We start from the raw sequence: 23,209 nt of genomic DNA, 5'->3' as shown, positions 1-23,209 counted from the left end.
GTTTAATCCAATTTAAAACGTACAGGGATTTGTACTCGGTGGGCAATCGCCTTACCGTTAACAATATGAGCAGAAAAGTGCCATTTCTTGATCGCGGTGAGAGCTGCTTTATCCAGAATATGGGCACCAGATGATTTGATCAGTTTTTGTTTTAACTGTTGTCCTTCAGTACCAATCCAAACTTCAATCAGTACTTGGCCTTCTATACCTCGGCGCTTGGCTAATTTAGGGTAATTAACCGCGCCAGGGCGAGTGGCAAAAGTCGGTTTTGATACTAATTGCAACGTTTGCGCTCCGGCAGTAGAAGTCGTTGCTAATGTTTTTTTATTTAATTGATTAGTAATGGTTTTTGTCGCTTTTAATGGTTTTTTTTCTTTATGCGTTATTTTGTTAGCTATAGGTTGTGATTGTTGGGTTTTCGTTTTCTTAGGTGTAACGTGTTTTTTCTTGGTGACTGTTGCTGTTGATTTCGCGGTTTTCGTTATTTTTTTCGGTGGTGTTGGTGCTTTTTTAGTGACGACTTTATGGGTGGTATTGGTTTTTGCTAAGCGTTTCATTGTAGACACGACAGGGGTCTTTACCGGTGTTGACACTGTAGGCATCGTGGGTGTGGCTACTGGCGGAGGGGTATCAACTACCGCTGGTGGTATGGCTGCAAATGTTAAACTAACCCGTGGGGTATCAGTCCCCATAGTGAGTGTTATTGGATCTTTTGTTGGCATAGCAGCAAGAAACATACTGTGCACCAATAGTGATACCGCTCCAGCGGCTACGTAACGTTTAGTATTCACTATGCTTACCTAAAACTAAGCAGCAAAGAACGTTGTCAGTAGTGATTGAAAGTCGATGCAAAATAACGCTCCCGTTGCTTGTTGTTTGTTTTATTAATAATTTCATGTGGTTAATGACTTTGTTTTTGTCACGATAGCTTTTTTTACTCATTATCCACGAAATGCGAATAATATCAATTATCATTTGCAATATTATTCAATGCAAAATATCATGCTGTTAAATGACATTTATAATCATTGATAGAAGTGGCGATGTATCACTTTTACGCTGATGTTTTGTGATAAAAAGTTTAGAAAGTGACAGCAAACAATCATAAATAATGTGGTTAGTATCGATTTGCCGCCAACCTGATCGAAATGCTTAATTACAAGTTACTTAAGAGGGGCTAGTGAACATAGCCATTTAAGATGATAAATGCCGAACAATTAATATTGCCCGTTAATGTACCCGCTATATTGGATACGTCTGTTTTTGAAAGCGATATTCTTGGTGAAAATACGCCAGATCCATTGCGGTTTGGTTTTCGACGTAAATTATCAGCACATGCTGGTGGCTGTGGTCATGCTCCAATTGCGAGTGAGCAAATACAGCCATTAGCGGAGCAAGTATTGCAACTTACGACGCCACCTTTAAATAAGCGGTGTTTATATGTTCATATTCCATTTTGTCGAGTACGTTGCACCTATTGCAGTTTTTTTGAATATGCATCGAGCCAGCGTCTAATTGATGATTATTTTGCGGCATTAATGGTTGAGCTTAAATATAAAGCGGCTCAACCCTGGACCCAAGCAGCCCCTTTTCAAGCTGTGTATATTGGTGGTGGTACACCGACAGACTTAACTGCAGCGCAAATTAAGCAACTTGGTACCATGATTCGCCAATACTTTCCGTTGGCAACTGATTGTGAGCTGACGCTAGAAGGGCGTATTAATCGGTTTAGCGATGAAATGTTTGAATCGGCACTTGAAGGTGGATTTAATCGTTTTTCGTTTGGGGTTCAGAGTTTTGATACTCAAGTGCGCCGCCAAGCCAAACGGTTAGATGATAGAGATGTGGTACTTAAACGTATTAGTGAATTAGCCGCGACTGATCAAGCTCCGATTGTGATTGATTTACTTTACGGCCTGCCTTATCAAAGTATTGATGTGTGGCAGCAGGATCTAGACGATTTTCTTGATTCAGGTGCTCATGGCGTTGATTTATATCAGCTTATTGAAATGGGTAATACCCCAATGGGGAAAATGGTCGAACAAGGTCGTTTACCAGAACCTGCTGATACTATGACCAAAGCTTCAATGTTTGAGATTGGCGTTGATTATATGGCAAAGCATCATTTACGCCGCTTAAGTGTTAATCACTGGGCGCGGGATAATCGTGAACGGAGTTGTTATAACAGCTTGGCGAAAACAACCGCAGAGGTTTTACCGCTTGGTGCTGGAGCTGGCGGTAATGTCGGTGGTTATGGCTTTATGCAGCATCGTAAACTTGAACGCTATATGGATGATGTGAGTAATCAGCGTGTTCCATTTGCAATGATGGTCAAATCGGCGCCAAATGCTGCGATTAATACCGCTATTAAAGCAGGGTTTGATCGGGGAGTCATCATCGCGAAAGAGTTAGATAAACAAGCAGGATGGTCATTGTTTCGTTATTGCTTACCGTTATTTCAGCAATGGCAAAAAAATGGTTTTGTAGTATTAGAACAACAAGGAAGCCACCGCTATTTGAATTTAACGTTAGCGGGACAATTTTGGTCTGTAACGCTTGCGCAAGCATTGATTCAAGTAATAACTACCGCGGTTGTAAAAGCTCAACCGCAGCCGTGTGTAAACTAAATAGATGTGCTAATTGTAACCAAAAGGATGATAACTGTGTTTACTCGTTATACCCACGATGAATTAAAAACTAGGGTTGCAGAAATATTGCAACAAAATGAGCAACTTCATGCCGGAGCGATTGCTGAACAATTGCAGGTAACAGAAGGTGAGGTGGTGTTATCACTACCATCAGAATTGGTTTTCCCGATGGCTGGTAACTTAGCACAAACTATTGCTGAGGCACTACCAAGCTGGGGGCCAGTAACAACGATTGTGCATTCAATGGGATCTATTTTTGAGGTTAAAGCGCCTTTTCCCAAAGGCAAGTTAGCACGCGGTTACTATAATTTAATGGGTAAAGAGGGTGAATTACATGGCCATTTACGGTTAGATCTTGTCGAGCATATTGCGTTAGTGAGTAAGCCTTTTATGGGCCAAGAAAGCTATTTTATCGGTTTTTTTGCAGCGCAAGGTGAGTGTGTATTTAAAGTTTATTTAGGACGAGATAAACAACGTAATTTATATCCTGCGCAAATTGAAAAGTTCCAGCAGTTAAAACTCTTAGTGAGTTAATAACAGTAGTCAGCTAAAAATATAATAACAACATATGAAAGTAGAATGTTAGTCAGCATTTAAGGGAAATAAAATGAGTGAAGTAAAACAAGAGCGATTACAAAACCGTTTAGGACCAGAGATTAAGGAATTTCGTGAGGGATGCTTAACACTGCAACTCGCCACGGTCGATATTAATGGTAAACCCAATGTGAGTTATGCGCCGTTTGCATTACTTGAGGATGGTTATTACGTGTTAATTAGTCAAATTGCTAAACATGCACGTAATTTACTTGAAAACCCTCAGGTCTCATTGATGATGATTGAGGACGAAACGACTGCTAAAACCCTTTATGCCCGTAAGCGGTTAACCTTTGAAGCAGATGTTAGTGTTGTTGATCGTAATAGTGAATGTTGGCCGTTAGCGGTTGAGGCTTTGCGTAGCCGTTTTGGTGAGATTATTGATGGGCTCAGTGGCTTAGAGGATTTTGTCTTATTCCGTTTAGCCCCAACCCAAGGATTATTTGTGAAAGGGTTTGGTAAAGCGTTTCAAGTCAGTGGTGATGACTTAGTTGATTTTGTTCACTTAGAACAAGGTCACCGCCGAATTAAAGATGGTTCTGAAATTGAAACACCAGAAGATAAATTATAAATAGCTTATAGATTGTAGCGACGAAATAATTACCCCCTCTCATGCCTGTTGATTAATCGCAGGCATGTGTTTGTTTAGGGCGTTATAGCAGACTTTAGCGACGGCTATTATAGATAAGTTGATCCCGATCATCGTAATTTAGAGCGAAACTTGAACTCGCACAAATACCTGTGATAATTAGCATATTAATTGCTTAATTATTCGGATCAATACGATGACGGAAGAACATAAAAAGGGTATTTGGTTTGCTTATATTGCCAGCTTTCTAACCCCGTTTACTTTATTATTATCAGGGATTATCGCCATTATTTATGCCGGTTATAAACTGGATAAAGGCACTGATGAAATAGCTTATAGCCATTATTACACTATTATTCGTAGCTTCTTTTTGTTTTTAACTTTTTTTGTAGTGTTAGGCGTATCTGCTGCAACAACAACGGGCATGATTGCAGGGGCAGAGTACTGGGTTCATAGTGATATTCTTGATAAGATATTGAATGTATTACCTTTCATTGGTGGTGCTATTGCTATTGTTGCGATCGTCGTGTGGTTTGCAAAAATCATTAATGGCATGCGATTACTAAATAAAAATCAAGCGGTTAAGTTGTAATAGCCATTGCTTAATTTATCAGATATAAAAAAGGATAATCAATTGATTATCCTTTTTTATTGGCTACAAAGAGAATATTCTCAATGGCAATTATTTTTTGAACTGCATTACAAGTTGATCTAGTTGCTTAAGTAGATCAGCAGTTTTTGAATCTTGCTTCTTCATTGCATTAATAACATCATCTTGTACTTGCTTGTCTTGCTTGCTAATTGCAGGATCGTTCAAGATAGTGCGTTGCTGCTTCTCAAGCGTAGTACGGATAGTTGTAAATTCTTTTACTAACTCGGTACGCTTGTCATTTGAGAGTTCTTTCTTCGTTGCTTCAACTTGAATTTCTTGAGCACGTTTGATTAACTTCTCAGGTTGGTAACCCAATGCTTTAACTTTATTGTTAAATGCAGTTTCGTAAGCTTTCATCTCAGTGATTAGTTGAGGATTTGCTTTTAGTGTTTTAACACGAATAGCAGCAAGCTCTTGTTGGATTTTACCAATTTCACTAGCAACATGTTGTTGTTCTGCAGTGATTTGATGAGACGACACCATAGGCACAGTAGTTGGAGCATCTTTAGCCATTGCCACTGTTGGTGCTGCTGCAAATGCACAAGCTAAAGCTACAGGAGCTGCGACTTTAAGAAGCTTGGTTTTTAAACTAGATGTTTTTGTATGCATTATGGTTTCTCTTTTGTTCAATGAATAACGTTACTATTCAAGAAAGCTTGAGAGAGCATCGTTAGCGAGTCTCAGCATGATAATCTTGAAGTGCTTACGACATAACATACGCGCACTGATCTACTGTTATGTCAGATCAGTGTCATTAAGCCTGAAGCTAAACTGAATTATAGAAGTTTCTATTTTACCAGTTAGTAGGGAAGGACGGTATATATATAATATCAATCTAATGATCCGTAAAATAAATTATCACACAAATTGCATTATCCCCTCAAAGCATAGATAATCAATGCTCATAATTCTCAGAATTTGAGTGTTTAATAACCTGAACTGAGTCCTCTATAATTTTACCTGGTATTTTATGCTCATGGTTGAGCCATAAATATAGGTAAAAGTCCCTTCTGTTGGAGTTCATATGTGCCAAGATTGCGGTTGTTCATTACCGAGAGGTGATCATCATCACCATCATCAATTACAAGCTAATCCACAATTAAATGATAAAAAAACATTATCAGTTATTCATAAAATTCTTGATAAGAATGATGTGGAAGCTGCACACAATCGTGCCCATTTTGAAGCACAAGGTGTGACGGCATTTAATTTGATGAGCAGCCCTGGTAGCGGTAAAACGACATTACTTGAGCATTTGCACCAGCATACTGATTTAAAATATGCAGTCATTGAAGGTGACTTAGAAACATCGCGTGATGCTGATCGTCTAAAAGCGCACGGTATCGATGCTTACCAAATTCAAACAGGCTCTGCTTGTCACCTTGATGCCTTTATGGTTCATGGCGCATTACATCACGTTGAACTTGCAAAACTTGATATTTGCTTTGTTGAAAACGTCGGTAATTTAGTTTGTCCTGCTAGTTATGATGTTGGTACTCATAAAAATATCGTCTTAGTTTCTGTGCCTGAAGGCGATGATAAAATTGAAAAATATCCAGTAATGTTCCGTCGTGCAGATTTGGTCTTGATTACCAAATGCGATTTACTGCCATATTTTGATTTCAGTATTGATGAAGCTAAAGCACAACTTAAAAAACTGAATCCTGAGGTAGAAGTGATTACATTATCTACTAAAGATGAAGCAACCTTTGCGCCTTTGGTTAATTGGCTAACGGCTAATCTGCGTCCACAGGAAGCGTAATTATGTGTTTATCTATTCCATCTCAGGTTGTTGAAGTTCACGAAGATAATACTGTCACTGTTGATACCATGGGTGTTAAACGCCGCGTAAGTTGCCATTTATTAATGGATGAGCTGGTGGTGGGTGAGTATGTATTGATTCATATTGGTTTCGTAATGAGCCGAATCAATGATAAAGATGCACAAGAAAGTCTTGAAATGTATCAGTTTATTATGGATGAATCAGGACCACTACCAATATGAGTTTTGATTTAAAAAAACTGTATGAGGGCTTTCGTGATGCCGATACAGTCCTAAATTTAGCAGAACAAATTAAGCAACTTGCGGTTGATTTACCTGAGCCAATGCAGGTAATGGAAGTGTGTGGCGGCCATACACATACCATTATGAAGTATGGTTTAAAGCAGTTATTGCCAGATAATATAGATTTTATTCACGGACCTGGCTGTCCTGTATGTGTAATGCCGAAAGAGCGAATCGATCATGCTGCGGCGTTAGCCAGTCAACCGAATGTCATTTTAGTGACATTGGGCGATATGATCCGTGTACCAGGCTCAAAAGGTAGCTTGGCACAATATCGTGCTCAAGGTTGTGATATTCGACCAATCTATGATCCGCTTGATTGTTTAACCATTGCGCTTGATAACCCGAATAAAGACGTGGTTTTCTTTGCGATTGGTTTTGAAACATCAACCCCAATGACGGCTATTTTGATTGAATTGGCGGAACAGCGTCAGGTTAATAACCTTTATTTTCATATCAACCATGTGCTGGTGCCACCAGCGATTGATGTGGTTATGGCTGATCCTGCGGTTAAGGTAAATGCGTTTATTGGTCCTTCGCACGTGAGTGTTATTGAAGGCGCTAAAATTTATCGCTCGGTAGTTGAAAAGTACCAGACCCCCGTGGTTGTTGCCGGTTTTGAACCCGTTGATGTGATGGAATCTATTCTGCGCTTAACCAAGCAAAGAGTCGCTGGTATTGCTGAACTTGATGTGCAATATACTCGTGCTGTAACTGAAGAAGGCAATACAGTTGCACAAGCGGCAGTAAAGCGCTGTTTTGATATCCGTGATAGTTTCCGCTGGCGTGGTTTAGGCCCTATAGCGAATTCAGCATTGCAACTGAATGAAAAATATCGTCATCGTGATGCTGAAATTAAATTTGCTGATTGTTTGCCAATGACACCTATTGATGATCATAAAGCCTGTCAATGTGGTGATATTCTTCGTGGTTTAGCAAAACCAAAAGATTGTAAAGTCTTTGGTCGTGGTTGTACGCCACAAACGCCACTTGGCAGCTGCATGGTGAGTTCAGAAGGTGCGTGTAATGCGTATTTCCGTTACCGAGGTGTGAAATGAGTGAACAAGATTTTTCTGCATTATCGACTACAAAATCGATTCAACTAAGCCACGGTGGCGGTGGTCAGGAAATGAGTAAGCTGATTAAAGGCTTATTCTTTAAAGCTTTTGATAATGCCATCCTACGTAGTGAAGAAGATGCCGCAGTATTAACCCTTGAAGGTAAAACTGCCTTTACCACTGACTCATTTACAGTATCACCATTATTTTTTGCGGGTGGTAATATTGGTAAATTAGCCATTGCAGGCACGGTTAATGACTTAGCAATGATGGGCGCGCAACCACAATATTTAAGTTGTAGCGTAATTATCGAAGAAGGGTTTGAGATCGGTAAGCTTAAAACCATCGTTGATAGCATGGCTAACGAATTAAGTATCTCTGGGGCTAAAATCGTTTGTGGCGATACCAAAGTCGTGCCAAAAGGGTGTGCTGACGGTATTTTCATTAATACCACTGGTGTTGGCAAAATCATCCAAACTGGTATTTCAGTGCGTAACCTTGCTGATGGTGATGCGATTATTGTCTCGCGTGATGTCGGTCGTCATGGCGCGGCAATTTTAATGGCACGTGAAGGCTTAACTCTTGAGTCTGAACTTATCAGTGATTGTAATACTTTGTGGCCAGCGGTTGAGGCATTGATTGCAGCGGGGCTTGATATTCATGCGATGCGTGATGCAACCCGTGGTGGTTTATCAGCAGTATTAAACGAATGGGCACAAGCGTCTGATGTTGGCATTAACCTTGTTGAAGATGATGTGCCGGTGAGTGAAGAAGTGCGCGGCTTATGTGAATTATACGGTTTTGAACCGTTTGATTTAGCTAACGAAGGCACCTTTATTATTGCACTGCCACAAGCGCAAGCACAAAAGGCGTTAGAGGTACTTGAGGCTTTTGCTGCCTGTGAAAATGCGGCTGTGATTGGTTCAGTGAATAGTGATCATGCTGGCCGCGTTATTTTAACTAGCGGTTGGGGCAGTCGTCGTTATTTAGATCTTCCACAAGGCGAATTGTTACCGAGGATCTGTTAATGCACGAGTATTCCATTGTTGGCGCACTGATTGAACAATGCGAACAACATGCTCGTGATAACGATGCTAATAAAGTCACTCGGGTGGCCATTAAAGTCGGCATTTTAAGTGGGGTAGAACCTGCGTTACTTGAAACCGCTTTTCAGACTTTTAAGCTTGAAGGTATTTGTCATGATGCTGAGTTTGAGATGCACATTCAGCCGCTGGTATTATCCTGCCTTGAATGTGGGCAGGAAACCATTCATAACGAGCGCAGTATTATCTGTCAGCACTGCCATAGTAATCGCACCCATGTATTGGATGGCGAAGACTTAATGCTAATGCAGTTAGAAGTTGAGCAAAGCCAAGACGTATAGACAGCGACTACCGCTAAAAAAGGCCATACCTGTTAACGCAGGTATGGCCTTTTTTTAACCCGTCATTCCCTACAGTGAGGTTACGAACGAGATAGGGAATCTACTGTCCGCGCGTTGTGGAGTTAGTATTTTAGCTGGTGTATGTAATGCTCAACACGCTGTAAATAGATCACGGATGGCCTTCGTTCCTTGACTTCCTAGATGACGGATAATAATCAGGACATGTGGTCAGTAAGGATATTAAATTGTTTATTTAATATATTATATGTTTATATTGGATTGCATCAAAGCAATAGCATTACTAAGCTGAGTACGGTTACTTATCGTAAATACTTCATCAACGGCTCGCTCTGGTTTAGACATAACTGTTGTAATTGAGTGAGTCGCTACAGTTTTTAGACCTCGAATATCTGCTGCTGACATCTCTAGTGCGCCACCAAAATATTTTATGCCACGAGGATCCATTAACCAACTTCGTGTTTGAAGATGGACATAGATTGCTTTTGTTAAGCTACCTTCGTGAGCTATTTGAAGTCGACGATCAGGGCGGAGTGATGTTTTTAGTGAAAAATAGCCTACAATATCATCTAGTTCACATTTGTTTATGATGTTTTTATATAGATTATCTAGAGATTCAAGAGACTCTCTTGTTACAGAAGTGATTTTTTCTCGTTTAAAATACTGACCTAAACGAGTTGTATCAATGATCACATAATCTGGGTTAGAAGAGATCATTTGAATATCAAGAGCGCTTTCAAGTTTACTTCGTAAATCTAAAACAAAACCATGTATTTCTGGTAAATAAAGAGATGCTGAATCAAATCGACTAATATTTGGTAAATTTAATAGTAATAAATTATGATTATTTTCAGCCCAGTGGTTATAGCTGTCAATTGATACCATCCACTCAAACCAAGTTCCTCGAACATTTGAAAAAGCACCGCTCTTGATAGAGTTGTTTTCTGCAAGAAGAGTATTTTGTAATAGGTTCAGTGAATCTTTATAATTCCATTCATTTTCAGGAACAGAATTAATGACATGATTGAAGCTTTCAACAACTTTGATGACTGGTTTATTGTTACAGTCATAAGTAATAATATCAGACACAATGTGGACTCAATAAAAACAAGAGCCTACATTGTATCTTAATTGATCTGTTAGTTATTTGATTTTGTATATAAAATCATTAATTGTATTAGCAATACCTAAAGCAGCGACAAATGGAACACCATTACCGATAGTTTTAAATTTATCGCTCAATGTCATTGTTGGTGGTAATTCAAATTTTGCTGGTAATGATTGAATCGCAAGTGCCTCTGCTGCACTCAATCGTCGAGCCTTATAAGGGTGTAAATGAACCTCATTATTACCATAAGCAGCAGTAGGTGAATAACGCCAACGATGCAATCTTTTAAATGATTTCTTGCTTGTATCGCCTTCAGCAACAATCTTAAATTTATCCGACTTAGGTGTAAAAAATGCGTTAGCGTTTGGATGATTTAAAACATTATTCTTATCAAACCAATGCTGAATAGTTAATTCTTTTATAATATTTTCAGGTGCGAGAGTTGTCATATCTTCAGCAAAAACAGCAGTAGTAGGCCATGATGGTTGCTTTAATGACTCATCTCGTGAAAACTTCATATGAGATTCCCAATTAAATAATTCTTCAGGAATTAACATTGCATCTAAGGATTCTTGATCGATATGTTGTGAAATATGGTTAACCTTTATCCCAAACATTAAAATACGATCTCGATCTTGGGGAGCTCCATATTGAATACAATTGATTAGGTGATCTGTAATTACATAGCCAGCAGTACGTAGATCTGCTTTAAGTGTTTCATAGAACTCACGGTGACGTTTAGTTCGCCATAACCCTTTTACATTTTCAAATAAGAAGAAATCTGGTTGGTGTTGAATAATTGCATCAACATAAGTACTTGATAATCGGCCATTTTCACCTTCTTGACCTTTGTTTTTTCCACCTACTGAAAAATCAGGACATGGCGGACCACCAATAAATCCGACTAATTCACCGTTAGATTGTAATGAGTTTATTTGGTCTGCAATTATGGTCACATTTGAACCATCGCCAACAAATTCCTCTACACTACAGTGATAATGACCAAACTTTGGCTCTGGTAGCTCCATGACTTTTCTTGAATGTTTATAGGCATTTAAAAATGGCCCATGAAACTCATTAACAGCAGCAATATGAAATCCGGCCTTTTCAAACCCGAGATCAAGAAAACCAGAACCGGTGAAAAATGAAAAAATGCTAGCCATGGAAAACCTTGTTTAAAATCAGAAGAGGGCGGATTTTACACTGTATGTACATACAATACAAAGGATAGAAGCCTCTCGTTGAAACAGCTATCATCTGTTTTATATTATAGATGATAGCTAAATATGAAGATTGTATTTTTATTGGCTGATATAATTAATAAGAGATTGCACTCTTCTTCGACGTTGAGCTCTACCTTTAGTTCCTGATGACATGCTATTTTTATATTGGCTCACATCATCTAAAGAGTCTGGTTCTGTTCGTAATAATGAATAAAACTCATTTAATTTAATTCTAACCAACACAGGATCAATTTCATTCTCATAGAGATAAATAGATAAACACCAAATAGCATAAAGATGAGATACTCCTGATATTTTAAATCCTGAATAATTTAAATCAAGATCAGACATTACTTGGGTATATTTATCAAAGTTATAACGAACTTCATGCCAATCAATAATTAAATTACTCTTTGAATACTTAGAATATAATAGCTCAAGAACGCTTTGATCTGAGTTTAAATAATTATCCTCTAACATATAGAATAAAATTTCTGATATAAACTCTCTATCTTCCATTCGTTTTATGTCAACATTTTTAAGCCTTTTCTTCCAAAAAATTGAATTACTTGCTATAGATTCAATAGTGTTAAGTAAGTCTGTTCCATAAAAACCAGCTCTACGCAGTTCTTGTCCGGTAAGAGGTTCTCCATTTCTATTTAAACGGTCAAAAATAGCATCAATTATAGCTTTATCTGAGGAATCAACATATTCAATAGGAATAGAATAACGCCAAAAAAATCTCCTTAAATCTTCATTCTCTTCTTTTTTTAAATCTGAAAATTTAATACCTGAGATTCTTTCATCATAAAGTGGTGAATTTTCATCTTCAGAAACACTTCCAATCTCACCTTTAATAAACCTTATAATAGATGTTAAACGTTGTTTACCATCTATAACTGCATATTTTGTTTTCCCTGTCTTATCATCAATTATCTGATGCAAGAAAATAGGGGGGATTGGTATATTTTTAAGTATGCTATCAATAAGAAATGACTGTTTCTCTTCTGACCATACACTATCGCGTTGATAACCAGGGCTATAGTTATATTTGTTTAATTGTTCATTTTCCCAAAAATTAGCTAATGAGATAGTATTTGATTCTCTGCTTAATATAAACATTATTCATATCTTCCTTTAAGAGAAAAAGAACTAGTATGGTATACATAGTTACTAAACATACTAGTAAGAACGGCATTTAACGATTTATTTGGATTTGGATTAAACATATAAACATTAACAAGAGGATCAACATTAACTAATATATTATCTAACTCAGCACGATCTACATGCCAATAAGATATACCACATATCATTAACTCGTCATTAGCAGTAAGTTCTCCAGCTTCAAGAATAACATTTTGACTAGTTTGGCCTGACCATGTATTTGCCATTCTAGTAGAATCACCAGCAGGAGGAATCATCGCATTAACTAAGCAACGACTAAGTACAATATTATGATTTAGGTTAAAATGATTAGTGCTAGCATCAGGAAATATATCGCGACCATAAGGTATATTATAATCAGATTCCTGTTGTGTTTTATGATAAAAACTAATAGAGCCATGTGGTTTATATATATTTATTTTTGCCCCGTCGACGTCACCACCTTTTAATCCTGGAACACTAAATGGTATTTCTAATTCTAGAAGGATCCTTTCTAACCAAATATCATAATTATATGTGACAATGTTAATTTCAGAATATTCATCACTTTTATTTGCAAATTCTATAAACTTAGCCCAAGGCCAATCGAAATTATCACTAAGAATACGTTCAACTTTAGAATTATAAAATGTAAAAAGAGAGCGTAGATAAAGAGCTAACTCATGATAAGCATCAACATAAATTTTATTTGTGTTATTTTCTAGTCCGTGTGGCACATTTTTTTTTCTAAGTGCAAAAACATTAGCACAAGTAATAACCCTTTCGACCAAGTCCATTGCTTCTTCTGGAGACATATTAGGCCTAGCACCTAAATTCCATAAATTAGGACAATGACGATAAGATAAAAATCCAGCCATATCATTACATGGCCACGTTACATCTGCACCATAACGAAATAAATTAACAACATCGATAATATCTTTTTTACCAATATGAGAAAGTAAATCTATAGAAAAACCATTCCCTAAAACTAAATATAACTTTTTCGTCATTTTATACTACTCCGATTATGGCCTGGATGGTAGCAAAAAATCGATATGCAGTATATTGTATTAAAAAAATAGATGAAATAAAATTTCACATGGCGAGTGCCTTATTTTTTTCTATTTAAGACAAATCAAATTGTCTCAAGGTGATCAGGACTCACTTGATAATGTGCAAGCAATATGCCCCAATTGTCATCGTAAAATGCATTTCGGCTAGATCTTAATAATAAAAAGCCCCATAGCTATACTGCAATGGGGTTTCACATTAAAAAGTATTCATTTTTCCATTTTTAAGCCCTTAACCCCAATGACGCTATAAGCCCTAAAAGGATAAGACTTACGCCAATTGTGCGGGTTAAATACCATTTCTCACCTAAAAACAGCACCCCCATAATCAGCCCAAAAACAATACTGATCTGGCGTAAGGCGACTACCATGCTGACATTGGCGGTGGTTGTCATCGCGAGTAGCACTAAGCAATAGGTAATACCCATAATAATTCCAGCGAGGCCGGCACTGTATTTAATCTGCCATGCTTGAATAATGGGTTCAAGATTGCGGTTATAACAGCAGCAAACCAGTAGTGGCGGCAGCATCATCATAAATTGGATCCCTAAATAAAATAGCGCGCTGTATTGATTGGCTAAAATAGGATCGGCGATGTGAGTAATAATCGTCAGGGCTGATTTATCAATAACCGAATAAGCCGTTGTTCCAAGGGCAGCGATCAGTGACCAAAACATCCCTTTATTGAAATAAGCCCTGATATTGAATTGATTAAAGCGCTGCAATGGAATAACAACACAGCCAATAGTGATTAATCCAAACCCAAGCCATTGTAACCACGTTGATGGTTGACCGAGTAGGGTTGTTGCAATCGCGACCATCAATACCGGGAGTGCTCTTATTATCGGGTAAATAACCCCGATATCTGCATATTGATAGGCAGTGACCAATGCCATGATATAAACCGTTTGAGCGATACCCGTTAATATAGCGAGATACCAGAAATTAGCGGGAAGGCTATTGATGCCGATAGTCGATAAAAACCAAATGAGATAGGGCAACAGCAGCAGTGAGATTGTACTGCTGGCGGCAAGAGCAAATGCCAAGCTTGAGCCCGTATTTTTCTTACCTAAAATATTCCAGCCAGCATGCAGAAGTGATGAAAATATAACGAGTAGAATCGCGAAATGGGTCATGCAAACGGGCTTCTCTAGGTTGATTGCGGATGATGGAAACCGCAGGCTATCAACCTAATAGGAATGTATGTGTGGTAATTATTGAATGTTTTGTTACAGCTACAAGTTATGAGGTATTGCTTCCAGCAGTAATAACAATAGTAAGGCTTATATATAAAATAGCTCCATTACCTTAAATGTATGGAGCTATTATCATTTAATGATTGTTATTCTTGGCCTATATCGAGTTGTGTGACTCGACTATAACGATTGTTGCTTGAAGATGTACGCAGTAAGACTTTTTTATCATGGGAGATTTTTACGGGGGTTGAATAGTCAAGCCAGTGGCTGCCGTTGTCCATTGAATACTGGATTTTTACCGCCGGATATTCAGTATTTGCAATGAGTTTACCGTTAACCACTTTAGCGCCGACCATGGGCAATCGGTAGTGAATGCTATTTCCATGGTTATGATAGTTATCCATTAGTAACAGTTCTTTTTTACCTAAGCGATTAGCAAACTCCTCCCAAGCGGTGTGCTTTGCTTTATTGCGTTGCGCCTTATTTTCAATTTTTTCCCAATTATCTTCATGCCAAGCACGTTCAGCTACCGCAATCAGGCGAGGGTAAATCATATATTCTAATTGCTCATCTGTGCGGATAGTTTCACCAAAGACTGCCGCTTCAATACCTAAAATATGTTTTGCTGCTGCTGGCTTTATTGGTGGTAACGAGCCAAGAGAGCCATTAGTAATGTCTTCATTGGTGATTTTTGTACCATTTTGGAATATATCAATATTCTTATAAACATCTGTTGGCGTGAAACTAAATACTTTTTCGGTATTAATAAACCGAGTCGCCCAAGGGTTGCCCCGTTCTTGTGGTGAGGCTTCTTGTGGCTGATCTAAATATAAATAAGGTGCGTTACTTAATATGACATCGTATCCGGCATTAACAAGCCGATTTGCTCGCCCACCTGATTGCCATTCCCATATACTATTCCAGACTTGCGCTACAAGGTTGCCTTTGATTTTTATCGTCTGGTTTTTATGATCGAAAGCATCACCGTAGGCATGTAATTCAAGTTTATGCTGGGTTGATATTTGAGTAACCTTATTGAAAAAATACTCGCCAAGTTGTTCGGTTGAGTTAAGGTGTTTGTTGTCTGATATGAGTTTCTTACATGCAGGGGAGTTAACCCAAGCACCAGCTATTTCATCGCCGCCTAAATGAATAGTTTTGAGCGGCTGAATATCAGCATGAATTTTTTGCATTTGGGTAAGCAAAGTATCAACAAAATTGTACGTTGAATCTAAACAAACATTAATGGCGTTATTTGAATATAGTTGAACAGACTTATATTGAGTGGTATCTAACGGATCTAAAAGGCGATATTGTTGTGCTTGGTTTATTTTACCCTCTGCTTTCAATTTTCGATAACGTGACTCCATTGCATAAATAGCAGCACGTGCATGGCCTGGCATGTCAAATTCAGGAATGACTGTAATATGACGCTCATTAGCGTATCTCAATATGTCTTTATAATCTTCCACGCTATAATATTGCGTTTTTTTATCAGGGCCAGCGCCTAGTACGGGCATTAAACATTTAGTTTCTGATATATCATGACATTGCGTTGCACCAAACTCTGTGAGCTCTGGAAGAGTGGGTATTTCAAGACGCCAACTTTCGTCATCAGAAAAATGTAAATGGAGGACATTCATTTTGTATGTCGACATTTGATCAAGTAATCGAAAAATGGTGTCTTTAGTATAGAAATTACGTGCAACTTCTAATAGAAAACCACGGTATGGCTTTCTGGGTTTATCATTAATTACAACATTGGGTAATGTTTTACCATGTTGTTTTATTAGACTAAGCAAACTTTTTTGGGCATAAAATAAGCCAGCATCTTTGCCTGTTAAATCGATATGATTATTATTGATATTAAGTGTGTAGGCTTCTTTTCCAACGTCATGATCAATTAATCGAATTACTTTAGTTTGAGGTGCTATTGCTGCATTAGTTAACGTTGGAGTATTAGTGGTTGATAGTTCATGACGTAACGCATTATACAATGCAAGTGCTTGAGGTTTATTTTTTTCTGTATATACAATAGACCAACTATTATCAATAGTTGTCTTTCCTTGCTGGGGGATAATAGATTTAGGTGTTGGTGTGATTGCAAAGTCATTTAAGTTTTGATCTGAATTTGTTTTATATTGCTCAAATCGAGTCTTAGGAGTAGCTAAAGGAATAATATCTTGTGGTGAACGTTTTAATTGAATGTTTGATGTGAACGGTTTAACAAAAATTGGGTCGTCAAATTTGGTGCTATCAATAATAATGGGTTTTGTTTTACTTGAGCTAACATACCAGTTAGGTAAAATAGCTGAATTAGAAATAATAAAATAATTACTACTCAGTGTAATTACACGAGATTCACCCGCTTTAATAGGTTTACTGTTTGCTATCGGGGTTAAGGTTTTCATGTCACCAAGCTGTTGTTTTATAATGAATCCATCATTGACGGTATCTTGAATATCTCGTCTTATTCCAAAATAAATAGACCAGTCACTAATCGGGATAGGTTTATCCCCATTATTTTTTAATATTATATCAACGAGCTGTTTTTTTTCTTTTGTTTTTTCATTAAAGTTTTGTTTAACATTCACGTTAATTAACAAATGATGAGCAATATAATTAATAGTTGATTGTGAGCTGGATATAGAATTTGCGTTATGTTCTATTGGGTATGATTGGGTGTCATTATATGCATAAGCATTAAATGATAGCGCAGTAATTATTGATAATAATAGAGGTTTTATTTTCATATGAAGATATCCTTTAAAATGATATTAATAATTTATTTGTATAACAAATGGCACATAAAATGTTACACGATTTATTTTTAATCAAAAGTAAAGAAATGAAATAATTCTTACTAATCCAGTTAGATTATTGAATTAATAAGAATTATTTTTGTTGAGGATGTGTTATATATAGTGTTTATGACGTTATATACTAAAGGTAGAATGATAAGTTATTACTTATTTATTTATATCGGTGATGGTTTAAATATAAACATCAAATACCTTTACGCTGATCTTGATTATCAAAACCTAGCTCCGTGAGGTATGCGGCCATGTCTTGGTTATCTTGATGAATTTGTTGTTGTAACCACTGGCGATAATTCTGCTGTAATGGCTGATAGCTGCTATTTAGGTGGCGCAGTAATAAATAACGTAATCCAGTTACTATTGGCATCTTAAACGGAATGACAAGGCGACCATTACGTAATGCATTAAGCGCAAATAATAAGTCGCAAACTAATACGCCTAAACCGTTTTCTGCCGCGGAAAGTGCCATATCTAATGTTTCGAATTCATAGCCCTTACTGGTATCTAAAGCCTCTTCTCCCATTGCTTTAGCCCAAGCTTCCCAATGAATATGTCCATCAATGCGAGTGTGAATGAGCGTTTTTCCAACTAAATCTTTAGCGCAATCAATGTCACCATGACGAGCCATATAACGAGGGGAGACCATGACAAACAGTGATTCTTTTCGAAGTAGTTCAGCATGTAAGTTATTAAAGGGATAGTTGATACAAGCATGAATAACTAATTGATTTGTCTCAGCTTGAATATGATCATGGATAGAGCGTAGCCACGTTGTTTCGATATGCAATGATAGTTTAGGCAAACTATTGTGTAGTTGCTCCATGCGAGGGATCAGCCAGCGACATGCGAATGTTGGTGGAGCCTGTAATCGCAATTGTCCTGTTTGACCTTGGATCTCATCAACAGCGTGTTGTAGGCAATCCAATGCTTCGACACAGCGGTCGTAAAATAACCGTCCCATATCAGTTAAATAAATTTTTTGCCCTTTACGAATAAACAACGATGTATTGAGAAAGCTTTCCAGTGCTTTTATCTGTTTGCTGATCCCACTTTGAGTCATCGCCAGCTCTTCAGCCGCAAGCGTAAAGTTTAAGTGTCGTGCTGCTGCTTCAAAAACGCGAATAGATTGTTGAGCAGGAAGGCGTTGATATCGCAGCTTAGTATGACTGTTTATCATGATTGGGTAACCAGAAGTCGTTTGTTGATCCTATAATTTTCCCATAACCTGCACTAATTAGATAGTTGAAACGAGTAGGGCTATGACAAAACAGAATAATAACCAGTTGGCGTTCTTTAATGGAAAGTATATGCCAATCACTGAGGTCGCAATATCACCGTTTGATCGCGGCTTTTTATTTGGGGATAGTCTTTATGAAGTGATACCGGTATATAACGGCAAAATGCTGGGAGGGGATCTTCATTTACAACGATTACTGAATGGCTTAACGGCGATTGGGATTACATCGCCTTATACGCTGAGTGATTGGCGCGCCATATCTCGTACAGTATTGACGACACGTGAAGCGGCACAGATGCTCTATATTCAGGTAACGCGAGGCGTTGAAGCTTCTCGAAAGCATCGATTCCCTGTTGTATCAGAGCCAACAGTATTGATTTTCGCTACTCCTTTTACACCAACCGTAACGATGGAATATCAAGGTTGTGCTGCTACATTACAGCCCGATAAACGTTGGCAAAATTGCCATATTAAAGCGACCAGTTTACTGGCTAATGTATTGGCATATCAGCAGTTATATTGTAATGATTTAGCTGAAAATGAGGCTTTATTTGTACGAGATGGGGTGGTTGTTGAAGCCGCAAGCAGCAATTTATTTATGGTGAAAGATAACCTGATCTATACGCCTCCAGTTGATAACATTTTATCTGGAATTACGCGTCATATTATCCTTCAGATTGCGGAAAAACTTAACTATCAGGTCTATGAGTTGGCTCCAAGCCCAGCAATGTTGAAAAATGCTGATGAGGTCTGGGTGTCAAATTCCATTGAAGAGTTAAAGCCTGTGATCAGCATTGATGGCCAAATTATTGGATCGGGAGTGCCTGGTAAAGTATGGCAAGAATTGTTTCAGCATTATCAGCATAAAAAAGGTTAGTTCAATCTTGTTTAGCAGTTAGTCATATTTTAATACGAGGAATCACTTTGAAAAATATATTAATGGCAGCAGCATTGGTTATGCTAACTGGCCCTGCAATGGGGGTTAATAAAGAGCCTATCCAATTAGAAATTGATCAAGCTGTACAGGCCGGTTTTGAAAAGCATCGCCATCTGAATTATCTCGCTATTGGTGCGACTGATGGCTGGGAAGGAAAATGGCATGACGAAAAGATAGAACTTTATCAATATGCGAGTGCGGATAATATTAATTTAGATATATTTGAAGCGGAGGCATTAGATCTACATGGTACGGATTGGTTTGAAGCTTGTCAGTATAGAAACTTGTTGATGCTAAGTAATGGTAATAAAGCCTGTAAAGCACTGACGTATCTACAATCGCCGTAAATAATAAAGCCCAGTAATTTGTTATACATTTTTAACTCATACTGGGCTTTAAATAATGGTGGTGATAACGGATTAACGGCGGCGCATTTTTAAGAACAATGCACCAGCGCTGAGGTTGCTACCATCAAGTTCTAGTTTTCGATTAACCACGATAGGGAAGTTTTTACCCACTCGTAAGCAGATGCGATCAGCCAGCACTTCATTGGCAAAATCACTACCAGCAAGGGTAACAGCTTTAATGCCAGTGGTTTCGTCCATACGCTCAATCCAATTAGCAATATAGTCAGCTAGAGAATCCATAATGCCAAAAGCGAGTTTGTCATAATCGACTTCATCAACCACTAAGCAGAAACTCATTAAACTGCCGACCATTTTTGCCCAATCAATAGTGCGCTGACTATCAACCATATCTAATGAGAAATCGACACGGTGGCCTTTATTATCGGCATTCTGCAGTGATTTAGCGATCAGCGCATCATTAAGATATTGGACATTATCTTGGCTTGATTTTGATAGGCCTAATATTATCGCAGCAAGTGCAAATAAACCTGATAGCTGATCATTGCACTCATTCAACACTAACTTGTTGAGTGCGTTATAACTAACGGGAATTTGATGCTTAAATTTAGCTAATACTTCAGCTTGTTCACCCGCCGCTAATGTAGCGATCATCTCAGAGCCAGAACGTGGTAGGTTTGGCATTACTAAGAAAGTATCAGTACGAGTGAATTTATCTTGGCTAACAATTTCACCTGCGCAATAGCGACCAAAATAAATCGCCGCACTGTGACGACCGACACCTGATTCCAGCATACCGCCATGTAGAGCACAAATAGGCAGTGTATGCGCAGGAGCATCATTGGAGTGATTAGGTTGGTAATCAAACCGAATTCGACGCTTGCTCCAATAGGCGTTTAAACCATTGATACAGGCTTGATCATGTAAAGGCTCAACCGATTTAAAAGGCACTAATGGGTGGGTGACAGGATCACTGCAAACCTGACTCCAACCTTTATTAATACGGGCAATTAAAGGTTGTTGGTGATTAGTTTCAATGTGTAGATAATCAATACCGCGTACTCGCAGTATTTCTGTTAATACCGTTAAGATACGATTATAGCTGAAACAGAGATCATACAGTGGTTGATCAAGCTGGGCATGATGTTGTTTCGCACGTACTGTAACCCGTGGCTTTTCTAAACTTGATAATGCTAACACATGCAGTGACGGTACAATAAAATGCATCGGTACATTATTAGGATTACAAATAATCACTTGTTGACGCTGGTTACGAGTAGTCGCAATTGGGCCACGACTTAAATGAAACTCATGCTGGTGATTATTCGCCAACGGTAAGTTAAAAGTCACATGACCGGTTTTTATTACCGCTTCAGCCCATTGCTGGATCTGTTTATAGTCGACTGATGCCTCAACCGATGTTTCACCATGACAATGTGAGCAGGCGATAGAAATTTCGCCAAACAGCTCTGATTGATTATCACCTAATGCTGGCTCGCAGTAACTGCAAAATGGCAAATGATGCGGTGAGGTGAGTAAAGGAACGACACGACCTTCACGGTGGCGAATTTCTTTAACCGTTGAATCAACCAACCAAATAGACAATAAGAAGTCTTTTGCTATTTGATCTGCTAATGCTTCAAGCTGTGGTTGAGTACCAACGGCTTCAATTAAGTAACGGTTTTTATCATAACCAATGGTAATTTCTAACGTTTGGTTAGCCAAATAATCGTTACATAATTGGGCATAAAAAGGCACAGGGCGTGAACAGGTAAAAGAAAATTGAATTAATTTCATTGTTCAACGCCTCGCTTATAAGCTGTTGGAATTAAGCTATTTATATCGATGTTATTCACTTTTTCGCAGTGGATATCTAATGCGGAAAGGTGATTGAGTAATGCAGATTCCATTACCGGTATTGCTGCATGAATTTTAGAGGTTAGACCCATATGCATCGGCTCTAACACTGTTGGCGTTACGCCTAAAACATACGTTTTTGGACGATCACCAACCAACTCCATCATGATAAGTGTTTGTAGCATCTCAACCTCGTGAGCACTACCTTGCCAATCAATTTCGGCAGGGGCTTTGTCGAAGTCAAAGAAATACACTTCGCCAGCATCCACATCTGCGGCGTTAACCGTATCAACCACAATTAAATGATCATATTGCGTTAACGTAGGAATAAGACAATGCGCTAGCGTCCCGCCATCAATAAGATCAATCTGATGGTCGGGATGCGTAAAGCGGTAGTTTTCTGTGAGATAATTGACGAAATGTACGCCGACTCCTTCGTCGGCGTACAAGACATTGCCAATACCAAGCAGCAATATCTTCATTTGCGCTAGTGGCCTTTATTTTTTGAATGACTATTGTGGTGAGCATGATGCTGGACTGGATGATTGCCGTTATCTGCTTTTTTTACGTTTACTGGATGGTAATCGTAGCCAGACATAATGGCATCAGCAGAACCGTTACGGAAGCGGATCCCTGTCCAAATAACCATATATACGTGGATCAACACAAAAATAATGAATGCCCAAGTAATATAATGGTGCCATTTACGCACTTCATCTAACCCGCCCATCGCGTATGCGACCCATTGAGCAGGTTCCCACATCATGCCACCAATACCTAAGTGGTATACATTAGCATATAGCGTTAAGCCAGTCACACACATGAAGATTGCAGCGACAGAAATACCTGCATAAACCATAAGTTGCAATGGTCCATAAGCGCCATGGTGTGGTGCATTACCCATCCAAAAATAGGCTTTAATCTGTTGAATCCAGCTTTTCGGGCTAACAACATCTTTAACCGAGCGTCGTTCAACGTTACTGCGACTGAAAAAGAATAAATAAACACGAATCAGTGTAACAGCTATCAAAATGAAGCCTAACACCTCATGTGCTAATCGAATCCAGCCTTGTTCAAGGACATTGGTACTATTTGGAGCAACCAAAAATGGCCAAGCAATATAAAAGCCTGTGATCACTAGACCAAAGATTGCAAAGGCGCGTAACCAGTGACATAAACGGATAACGAATGAAAATACATAGGATCGTTTATACAACACGGTATCTGTTGACATGATGAAT

Annotated in this window: 24 protein-coding genes; 12 read left to right on the top strand and 12 right to left on the bottom strand. The window is 38.3% G+C overall.

What is annotated here, in order from left to right:
* Nucleotides 1–2: 2 nt before the first annotated feature.
* Complete coding sequence (locus C0W29_RS01865; RefSeq protein ID WP_045045000.1) at nucleotides 3–791, bottom strand: energy transducer TonB; 789 nt, start codon at nucleotides 789–791, stop codon at nucleotides 3–5.
* A gap of 408 nt (nucleotides 792–1,199) precedes the next feature.
* On the opposite strand from C0W29_RS01865, the gene hutW reads away from it, so the two are divergent.
* From hutW to C0W29_RS01845, 4 genes are all read left to right on the top strand, one after another.
* On the top strand, nucleotides 1,200–2,627 hold the full coding sequence (gene hutW / locus C0W29_RS01860) for a heme anaerobic degradation radical SAM methyltransferase ChuW/HutW (protein WP_080895383.1): 1,428 nt from the start codon (nucleotides 1,200–1,202) through the stop codon (nucleotides 2,625–2,627).
* Between the two features lie 36 nt (nucleotides 2,628–2,663).
* The gene (hutX, locus tag C0W29_RS01855) at nucleotides 2,664–3,182 is read left to right on the top strand and encodes a heme utilization cystosolic carrier protein HutX (RefSeq protein WP_045045001.1); all 519 of its coding nucleotides are present in this window, start codon (nucleotides 2,664–2,666) and stop codon (nucleotides 3,180–3,182) included.
* A 73-nt stretch (nucleotides 3,183–3,255) separates the two neighbouring features.
* Nucleotides 3,256–3,813 (top strand): heme utilization protein HutZ, encoded by a 558-nt coding sequence (hutZ, locus tag C0W29_RS01850; RefSeq protein WP_045045002.1) that lies wholly within the window; start codon nucleotides 3,256–3,258, stop codon nucleotides 3,811–3,813.
* A gap of 214 nt (nucleotides 3,814–4,027) precedes the next feature.
* Nucleotides 4,028–4,423, top strand: coding sequence for a hypothetical protein (locus C0W29_RS01845; protein WP_036794283.1), 396 nt, complete (start codon nucleotides 4,028–4,030; stop codon nucleotides 4,421–4,423).
* A gap of 90 nt (nucleotides 4,424–4,513) precedes the next feature.
* Here C0W29_RS01845 and C0W29_RS01840 read toward each other — a convergent pair whose 3' ends face one another.
* Entirely contained in the window at nucleotides 4,514–5,092 is a 579-nt protein-coding gene (locus C0W29_RS01840; RefSeq protein WP_045041867.1) for a hypothetical protein, read from the bottom strand.
* 415 nt (nucleotides 5,093–5,507) lie between these two features.
* On the opposite strand from C0W29_RS01840, the gene hypB reads away from it, so the two are divergent.
* From hypB to hypA, 5 genes are read left to right on the top strand one after another with little or no spacing between them, the layout of a single operon-like run.
* Entirely contained in the window at nucleotides 5,508–6,245 is a 738-nt protein-coding gene (gene hypB, locus C0W29_RS01835) for a hydrogenase nickel incorporation protein HypB (protein WP_045041868.1), read from the top strand.
* A 2-nt stretch (nucleotides 6,246–6,247) separates the two neighbouring features.
* The gene (locus tag C0W29_RS01830) at nucleotides 6,248–6,487 is read left to right on the top strand and encodes a HypC/HybG/HupF family hydrogenase formation chaperone (protein ID WP_036794286.1); all 240 of its coding nucleotides are present in this window, start codon (nucleotides 6,248–6,250) and stop codon (nucleotides 6,485–6,487) included.
* Entirely contained in the window at nucleotides 6,484–7,605 is a 1,122-nt protein-coding gene (hypD, locus tag C0W29_RS01825; RefSeq protein WP_107174098.1) for a hydrogenase formation protein HypD, read from the top strand. The genes C0W29_RS01830 and hypD overlap by 4 nt, the downstream gene beginning before the upstream one ends.
* A complete protein-coding gene (gene hypE / locus C0W29_RS01820) occupies nucleotides 7,602–8,633 on the top strand; it encodes a hydrogenase expression/formation protein HypE (RefSeq protein WP_045045003.1) in 1,032 nt (343 codons plus the stop codon). Before hypD ends, hypE begins: the two co-directional genes overlap by 4 nt.
* A complete protein-coding gene (gene hypA / locus C0W29_RS01815; protein WP_045045004.1) occupies nucleotides 8,633–8,989 on the top strand; it encodes a hydrogenase maturation nickel metallochaperone HypA in 357 nt (118 codons plus the stop codon). Before hypE ends, hypA begins: the two co-directional genes overlap by 1 nt.
* A 261-nt stretch (nucleotides 8,990–9,250) precedes the next feature.
* On the opposite strand, the gene C0W29_RS01810 is transcribed toward hypA, so the two are convergent.
* The 4 genes from C0W29_RS01810 to C0W29_RS01795 all read right to left on the bottom strand — a co-directional run bounded on the left by C0W29_RS01810 (nucleotide 9,251) and on the right by C0W29_RS01795 (nucleotide 13,497).
* On the bottom strand, nucleotides 9,251–10,096 hold the full coding sequence (locus C0W29_RS01810; protein WP_045045005.1) for a Cfr10I/Bse634I family restriction endonuclease: 846 nt from the start codon (nucleotides 10,094–10,096) through the stop codon (nucleotides 9,251–9,253).
* Between the two features lie 54 nt (nucleotides 10,097–10,150).
* Nucleotides 10,151–11,278: a DNA cytosine methyltransferase gene (locus C0W29_RS01805; protein ID WP_045045006.1), complete on the bottom strand. Its 1,128-nt coding sequence runs from the start codon at nucleotides 11,276–11,278 to the stop codon at nucleotides 10,151–10,153.
* A 138-nt stretch (nucleotides 11,279–11,416) separates the two neighbouring features.
* The gene (locus tag C0W29_RS01800; protein WP_045045007.1) at nucleotides 11,417–12,460 is read right to left on the bottom strand and encodes a DUF262 domain-containing protein; all 1,044 of its coding nucleotides are present in this window, start codon (nucleotides 12,458–12,460) and stop codon (nucleotides 11,417–11,419) included.
* Nucleotides 12,460–13,497 (bottom strand): hypothetical protein, encoded by a 1,038-nt coding sequence (locus C0W29_RS01795; protein WP_107174099.1) that lies wholly within the window; start codon nucleotides 13,495–13,497, stop codon nucleotides 12,460–12,462. Before C0W29_RS01795 ends, C0W29_RS01800 begins: the two co-directional genes overlap by 1 nt.
* A gap of 130 nt (nucleotides 13,498–13,627) precedes the next feature.
* Here C0W29_RS01795 and C0W29_RS21975 point away from each other — a divergent pair, with 130 nt between their 5' ends.
* A complete protein-coding gene (locus C0W29_RS21975; RefSeq protein WP_373455693.1) occupies nucleotides 13,628–13,708 on the top strand; it encodes an HNH endonuclease in 81 nt (26 codons plus the stop codon).
* 73 nt (nucleotides 13,709–13,781) lie between these two features.
* On the opposite strand, the gene C0W29_RS01785 is transcribed toward C0W29_RS21975, so the two are convergent.
* The 3 genes from C0W29_RS01785 to C0W29_RS01775 all read right to left on the bottom strand — a co-directional run bounded on the left by C0W29_RS01785 (nucleotide 13,782) and on the right by C0W29_RS01775 (nucleotide 18,749).
* Nucleotides 13,782–14,693: an EamA family transporter gene (locus tag C0W29_RS01785; RefSeq protein ID WP_045045008.1), complete on the bottom strand. Its 912-nt coding sequence runs from the start codon at nucleotides 14,691–14,693 to the stop codon at nucleotides 13,782–13,784.
* A gap of 206 nt (nucleotides 14,694–14,899) precedes the next feature.
* Nucleotides 14,900–17,506 carry a family 20 glycosylhydrolase gene (locus tag C0W29_RS01780; RefSeq protein WP_107174100.1) on the bottom strand — a complete coding sequence of 869 codons (2,607 nt, stop codon included), beginning with the start codon at nucleotides 17,504–17,506 and terminating at the stop codon, nucleotides 14,900–14,902.
* A gap of 253 nt (nucleotides 17,507–17,759) precedes the next feature.
* Nucleotides 17,760–18,749 carry a LysR substrate-binding domain-containing protein gene (locus tag C0W29_RS01775; RefSeq protein ID WP_045045009.1) on the bottom strand — a complete coding sequence of 330 codons (990 nt, stop codon included), beginning with the start codon at nucleotides 18,747–18,749 and terminating at the stop codon, nucleotides 17,760–17,762.
* A gap of 82 nt (nucleotides 18,750–18,831) precedes the next feature.
* On the opposite strand from C0W29_RS01775, the gene C0W29_RS01770 reads away from it, so the two are divergent.
* Both C0W29_RS01770 and C0W29_RS01765 read left to right on the top strand, forming a co-directional pair.
* The gene (locus C0W29_RS01770) at nucleotides 18,832–19,686 is read left to right on the top strand and encodes an aminotransferase class IV (protein WP_052671633.1); all 855 of its coding nucleotides are present in this window, start codon (nucleotides 18,832–18,834) and stop codon (nucleotides 19,684–19,686) included.
* Between the two features lie 47 nt (nucleotides 19,687–19,733).
* Nucleotides 19,734–20,093 carry a hypothetical protein gene (locus C0W29_RS01765; protein WP_146145245.1) on the top strand — a complete coding sequence of 120 codons (360 nt, stop codon included), beginning with the start codon at nucleotides 19,734–19,736 and terminating at the stop codon, nucleotides 20,091–20,093.
* Between the two features lie 72 nt (nucleotides 20,094–20,165).
* Here C0W29_RS01765 and C0W29_RS01760 read toward each other — a convergent pair whose 3' ends face one another.
* From C0W29_RS01760 to cybH, 3 genes are read right to left on the bottom strand one after another with little or no spacing between them, the layout of a single operon-like run.
* A complete protein-coding gene (locus tag C0W29_RS01760) occupies nucleotides 20,166–21,908 on the bottom strand; it encodes a Kae1-like domain-containing protein (RefSeq protein ID WP_107174101.1) in 1,743 nt (580 codons plus the stop codon).
* Nucleotides 21,905–22,450, bottom strand: coding sequence for a HyaD/HybD family hydrogenase maturation endopeptidase (locus C0W29_RS01755; RefSeq protein ID WP_036794296.1), 546 nt, complete (start codon nucleotides 22,448–22,450; stop codon nucleotides 21,905–21,907). Before C0W29_RS01755 ends, C0W29_RS01760 begins: the two co-directional genes overlap by 4 nt.
* Before the next feature lie 5 nt (nucleotides 22,451–22,455).
* Entirely contained in the window at nucleotides 22,456–23,202 is a 747-nt protein-coding gene (cybH, locus tag C0W29_RS01750; RefSeq protein WP_045045011.1) for a Ni/Fe-hydrogenase, b-type cytochrome subunit, read from the bottom strand.
* Nucleotides 23,203–23,209 lie beyond the last annotated feature (7 nt).

The sequence above is a fragment of the Photobacterium kishitanii genome, assembly GCF_003026355.1.
Lineage (GTDB): Bacteria > Pseudomonadota > Gammaproteobacteria > Enterobacterales > Vibrionaceae > Photobacterium > Photobacterium kishitanii.
This window is presented reverse-complemented; position numbering and strand designations above follow the sequence as displayed.

Excerpts from the sequence above, each read along its gene's own strand:
- hutW (WP_080895383.1), top strand. The coding sequence starts at position 1,200 with ATGATAAATGCCGAACAATTAATATTGCCCGTTAATGTACCCGCTATA.
- hutZ (WP_045045002.1), top strand. The coding sequence starts at position 3,256 with ATGAGTGAAGTAAAACAAGAGCGATTACAAAACCGTTTAGGACCAGAG.
- C0W29_RS01845 (WP_036794283.1), top strand. The coding sequence starts at position 4,028 with ATGACGGAAGAACATAAAAAGGGTATTTGGTTTGCTTATATTGCCAGC.
- C0W29_RS01840 (WP_045041867.1), bottom strand. The coding sequence starts at position 5,092 with ATGCATACAAAAACATCTAGTTTAAAAACCAAGCTTCTTAAAGTCGCA.
- hypB (WP_045041868.1), top strand. The coding sequence starts at position 5,508 with ATGTGCCAAGATTGCGGTTGTTCATTACCGAGAGGTGATCATCATCAC.
- C0W29_RS01830 (WP_036794286.1), top strand. The coding sequence starts at position 6,248 with ATGTGTTTATCTATTCCATCTCAGGTTGTTGAAGTTCACGAAGATAAT.
- hypD (WP_107174098.1), top strand. The coding sequence starts at position 6,484 with ATGAGTTTTGATTTAAAAAAACTGTATGAGGGCTTTCGTGATGCCGAT.
- hypE (WP_045045003.1), top strand. The coding sequence starts at position 7,602 with ATGAGTGAACAAGATTTTTCTGCATTATCGACTACAAAATCGATTCAA.
- hypA (WP_045045004.1), top strand. The coding sequence starts at position 8,633 with ATGCACGAGTATTCCATTGTTGGCGCACTGATTGAACAATGCGAACAA.
- C0W29_RS01805 (WP_045045006.1), bottom strand. The coding sequence starts at position 11,278 with ATGGCTAGCATTTTTTCATTTTTCACCGGTTCTGGTTTTCTTGATCTC.
- C0W29_RS01800 (WP_045045007.1), bottom strand. The coding sequence starts at position 12,460 with ATGTTTATATTAAGCAGAGAATCAAATACTATCTCATTAGCTAATTTT.
- C0W29_RS01795 (WP_107174099.1), bottom strand. The coding sequence starts at position 13,497 with ATGACGAAAAAGTTATATTTAGTTTTAGGGAATGGTTTTTCTATAGAT.
- C0W29_RS01785 (WP_045045008.1), bottom strand. The coding sequence starts at position 14,693 with ATGACCCATTTCGCGATTCTACTCGTTATATTTTCATCACTTCTGCAT.
- C0W29_RS01780 (WP_107174100.1), bottom strand. The coding sequence starts at position 17,506 with ATGAAAATAAAACCTCTATTATTATCAATAATTACTGCGCTATCATTT.
- C0W29_RS01775 (WP_045045009.1), bottom strand. The coding sequence starts at position 18,749 with ATGATAAACAGTCATACTAAGCTGCGATATCAACGCCTTCCTGCTCAA.
- C0W29_RS01770 (WP_052671633.1), top strand. The coding sequence starts at position 18,832 with ATGACAAAACAGAATAATAACCAGTTGGCGTTCTTTAATGGAAAGTAT.
- C0W29_RS01760 (WP_107174101.1), bottom strand. The coding sequence starts at position 21,908 with ATGAAATTAATTCAATTTTCTTTTACCTGTTCACGCCCTGTGCCTTTT.
- C0W29_RS01755 (WP_036794296.1), bottom strand. The coding sequence starts at position 22,450 with ATGAAGATATTGCTGCTTGGTATTGGCAATGTCTTGTACGCCGACGAA.
- cybH (WP_045045011.1), bottom strand. The coding sequence starts at position 23,202 with ATGTCAACAGATACCGTGTTGTATAAACGATCCTATGTATTTTCATTC.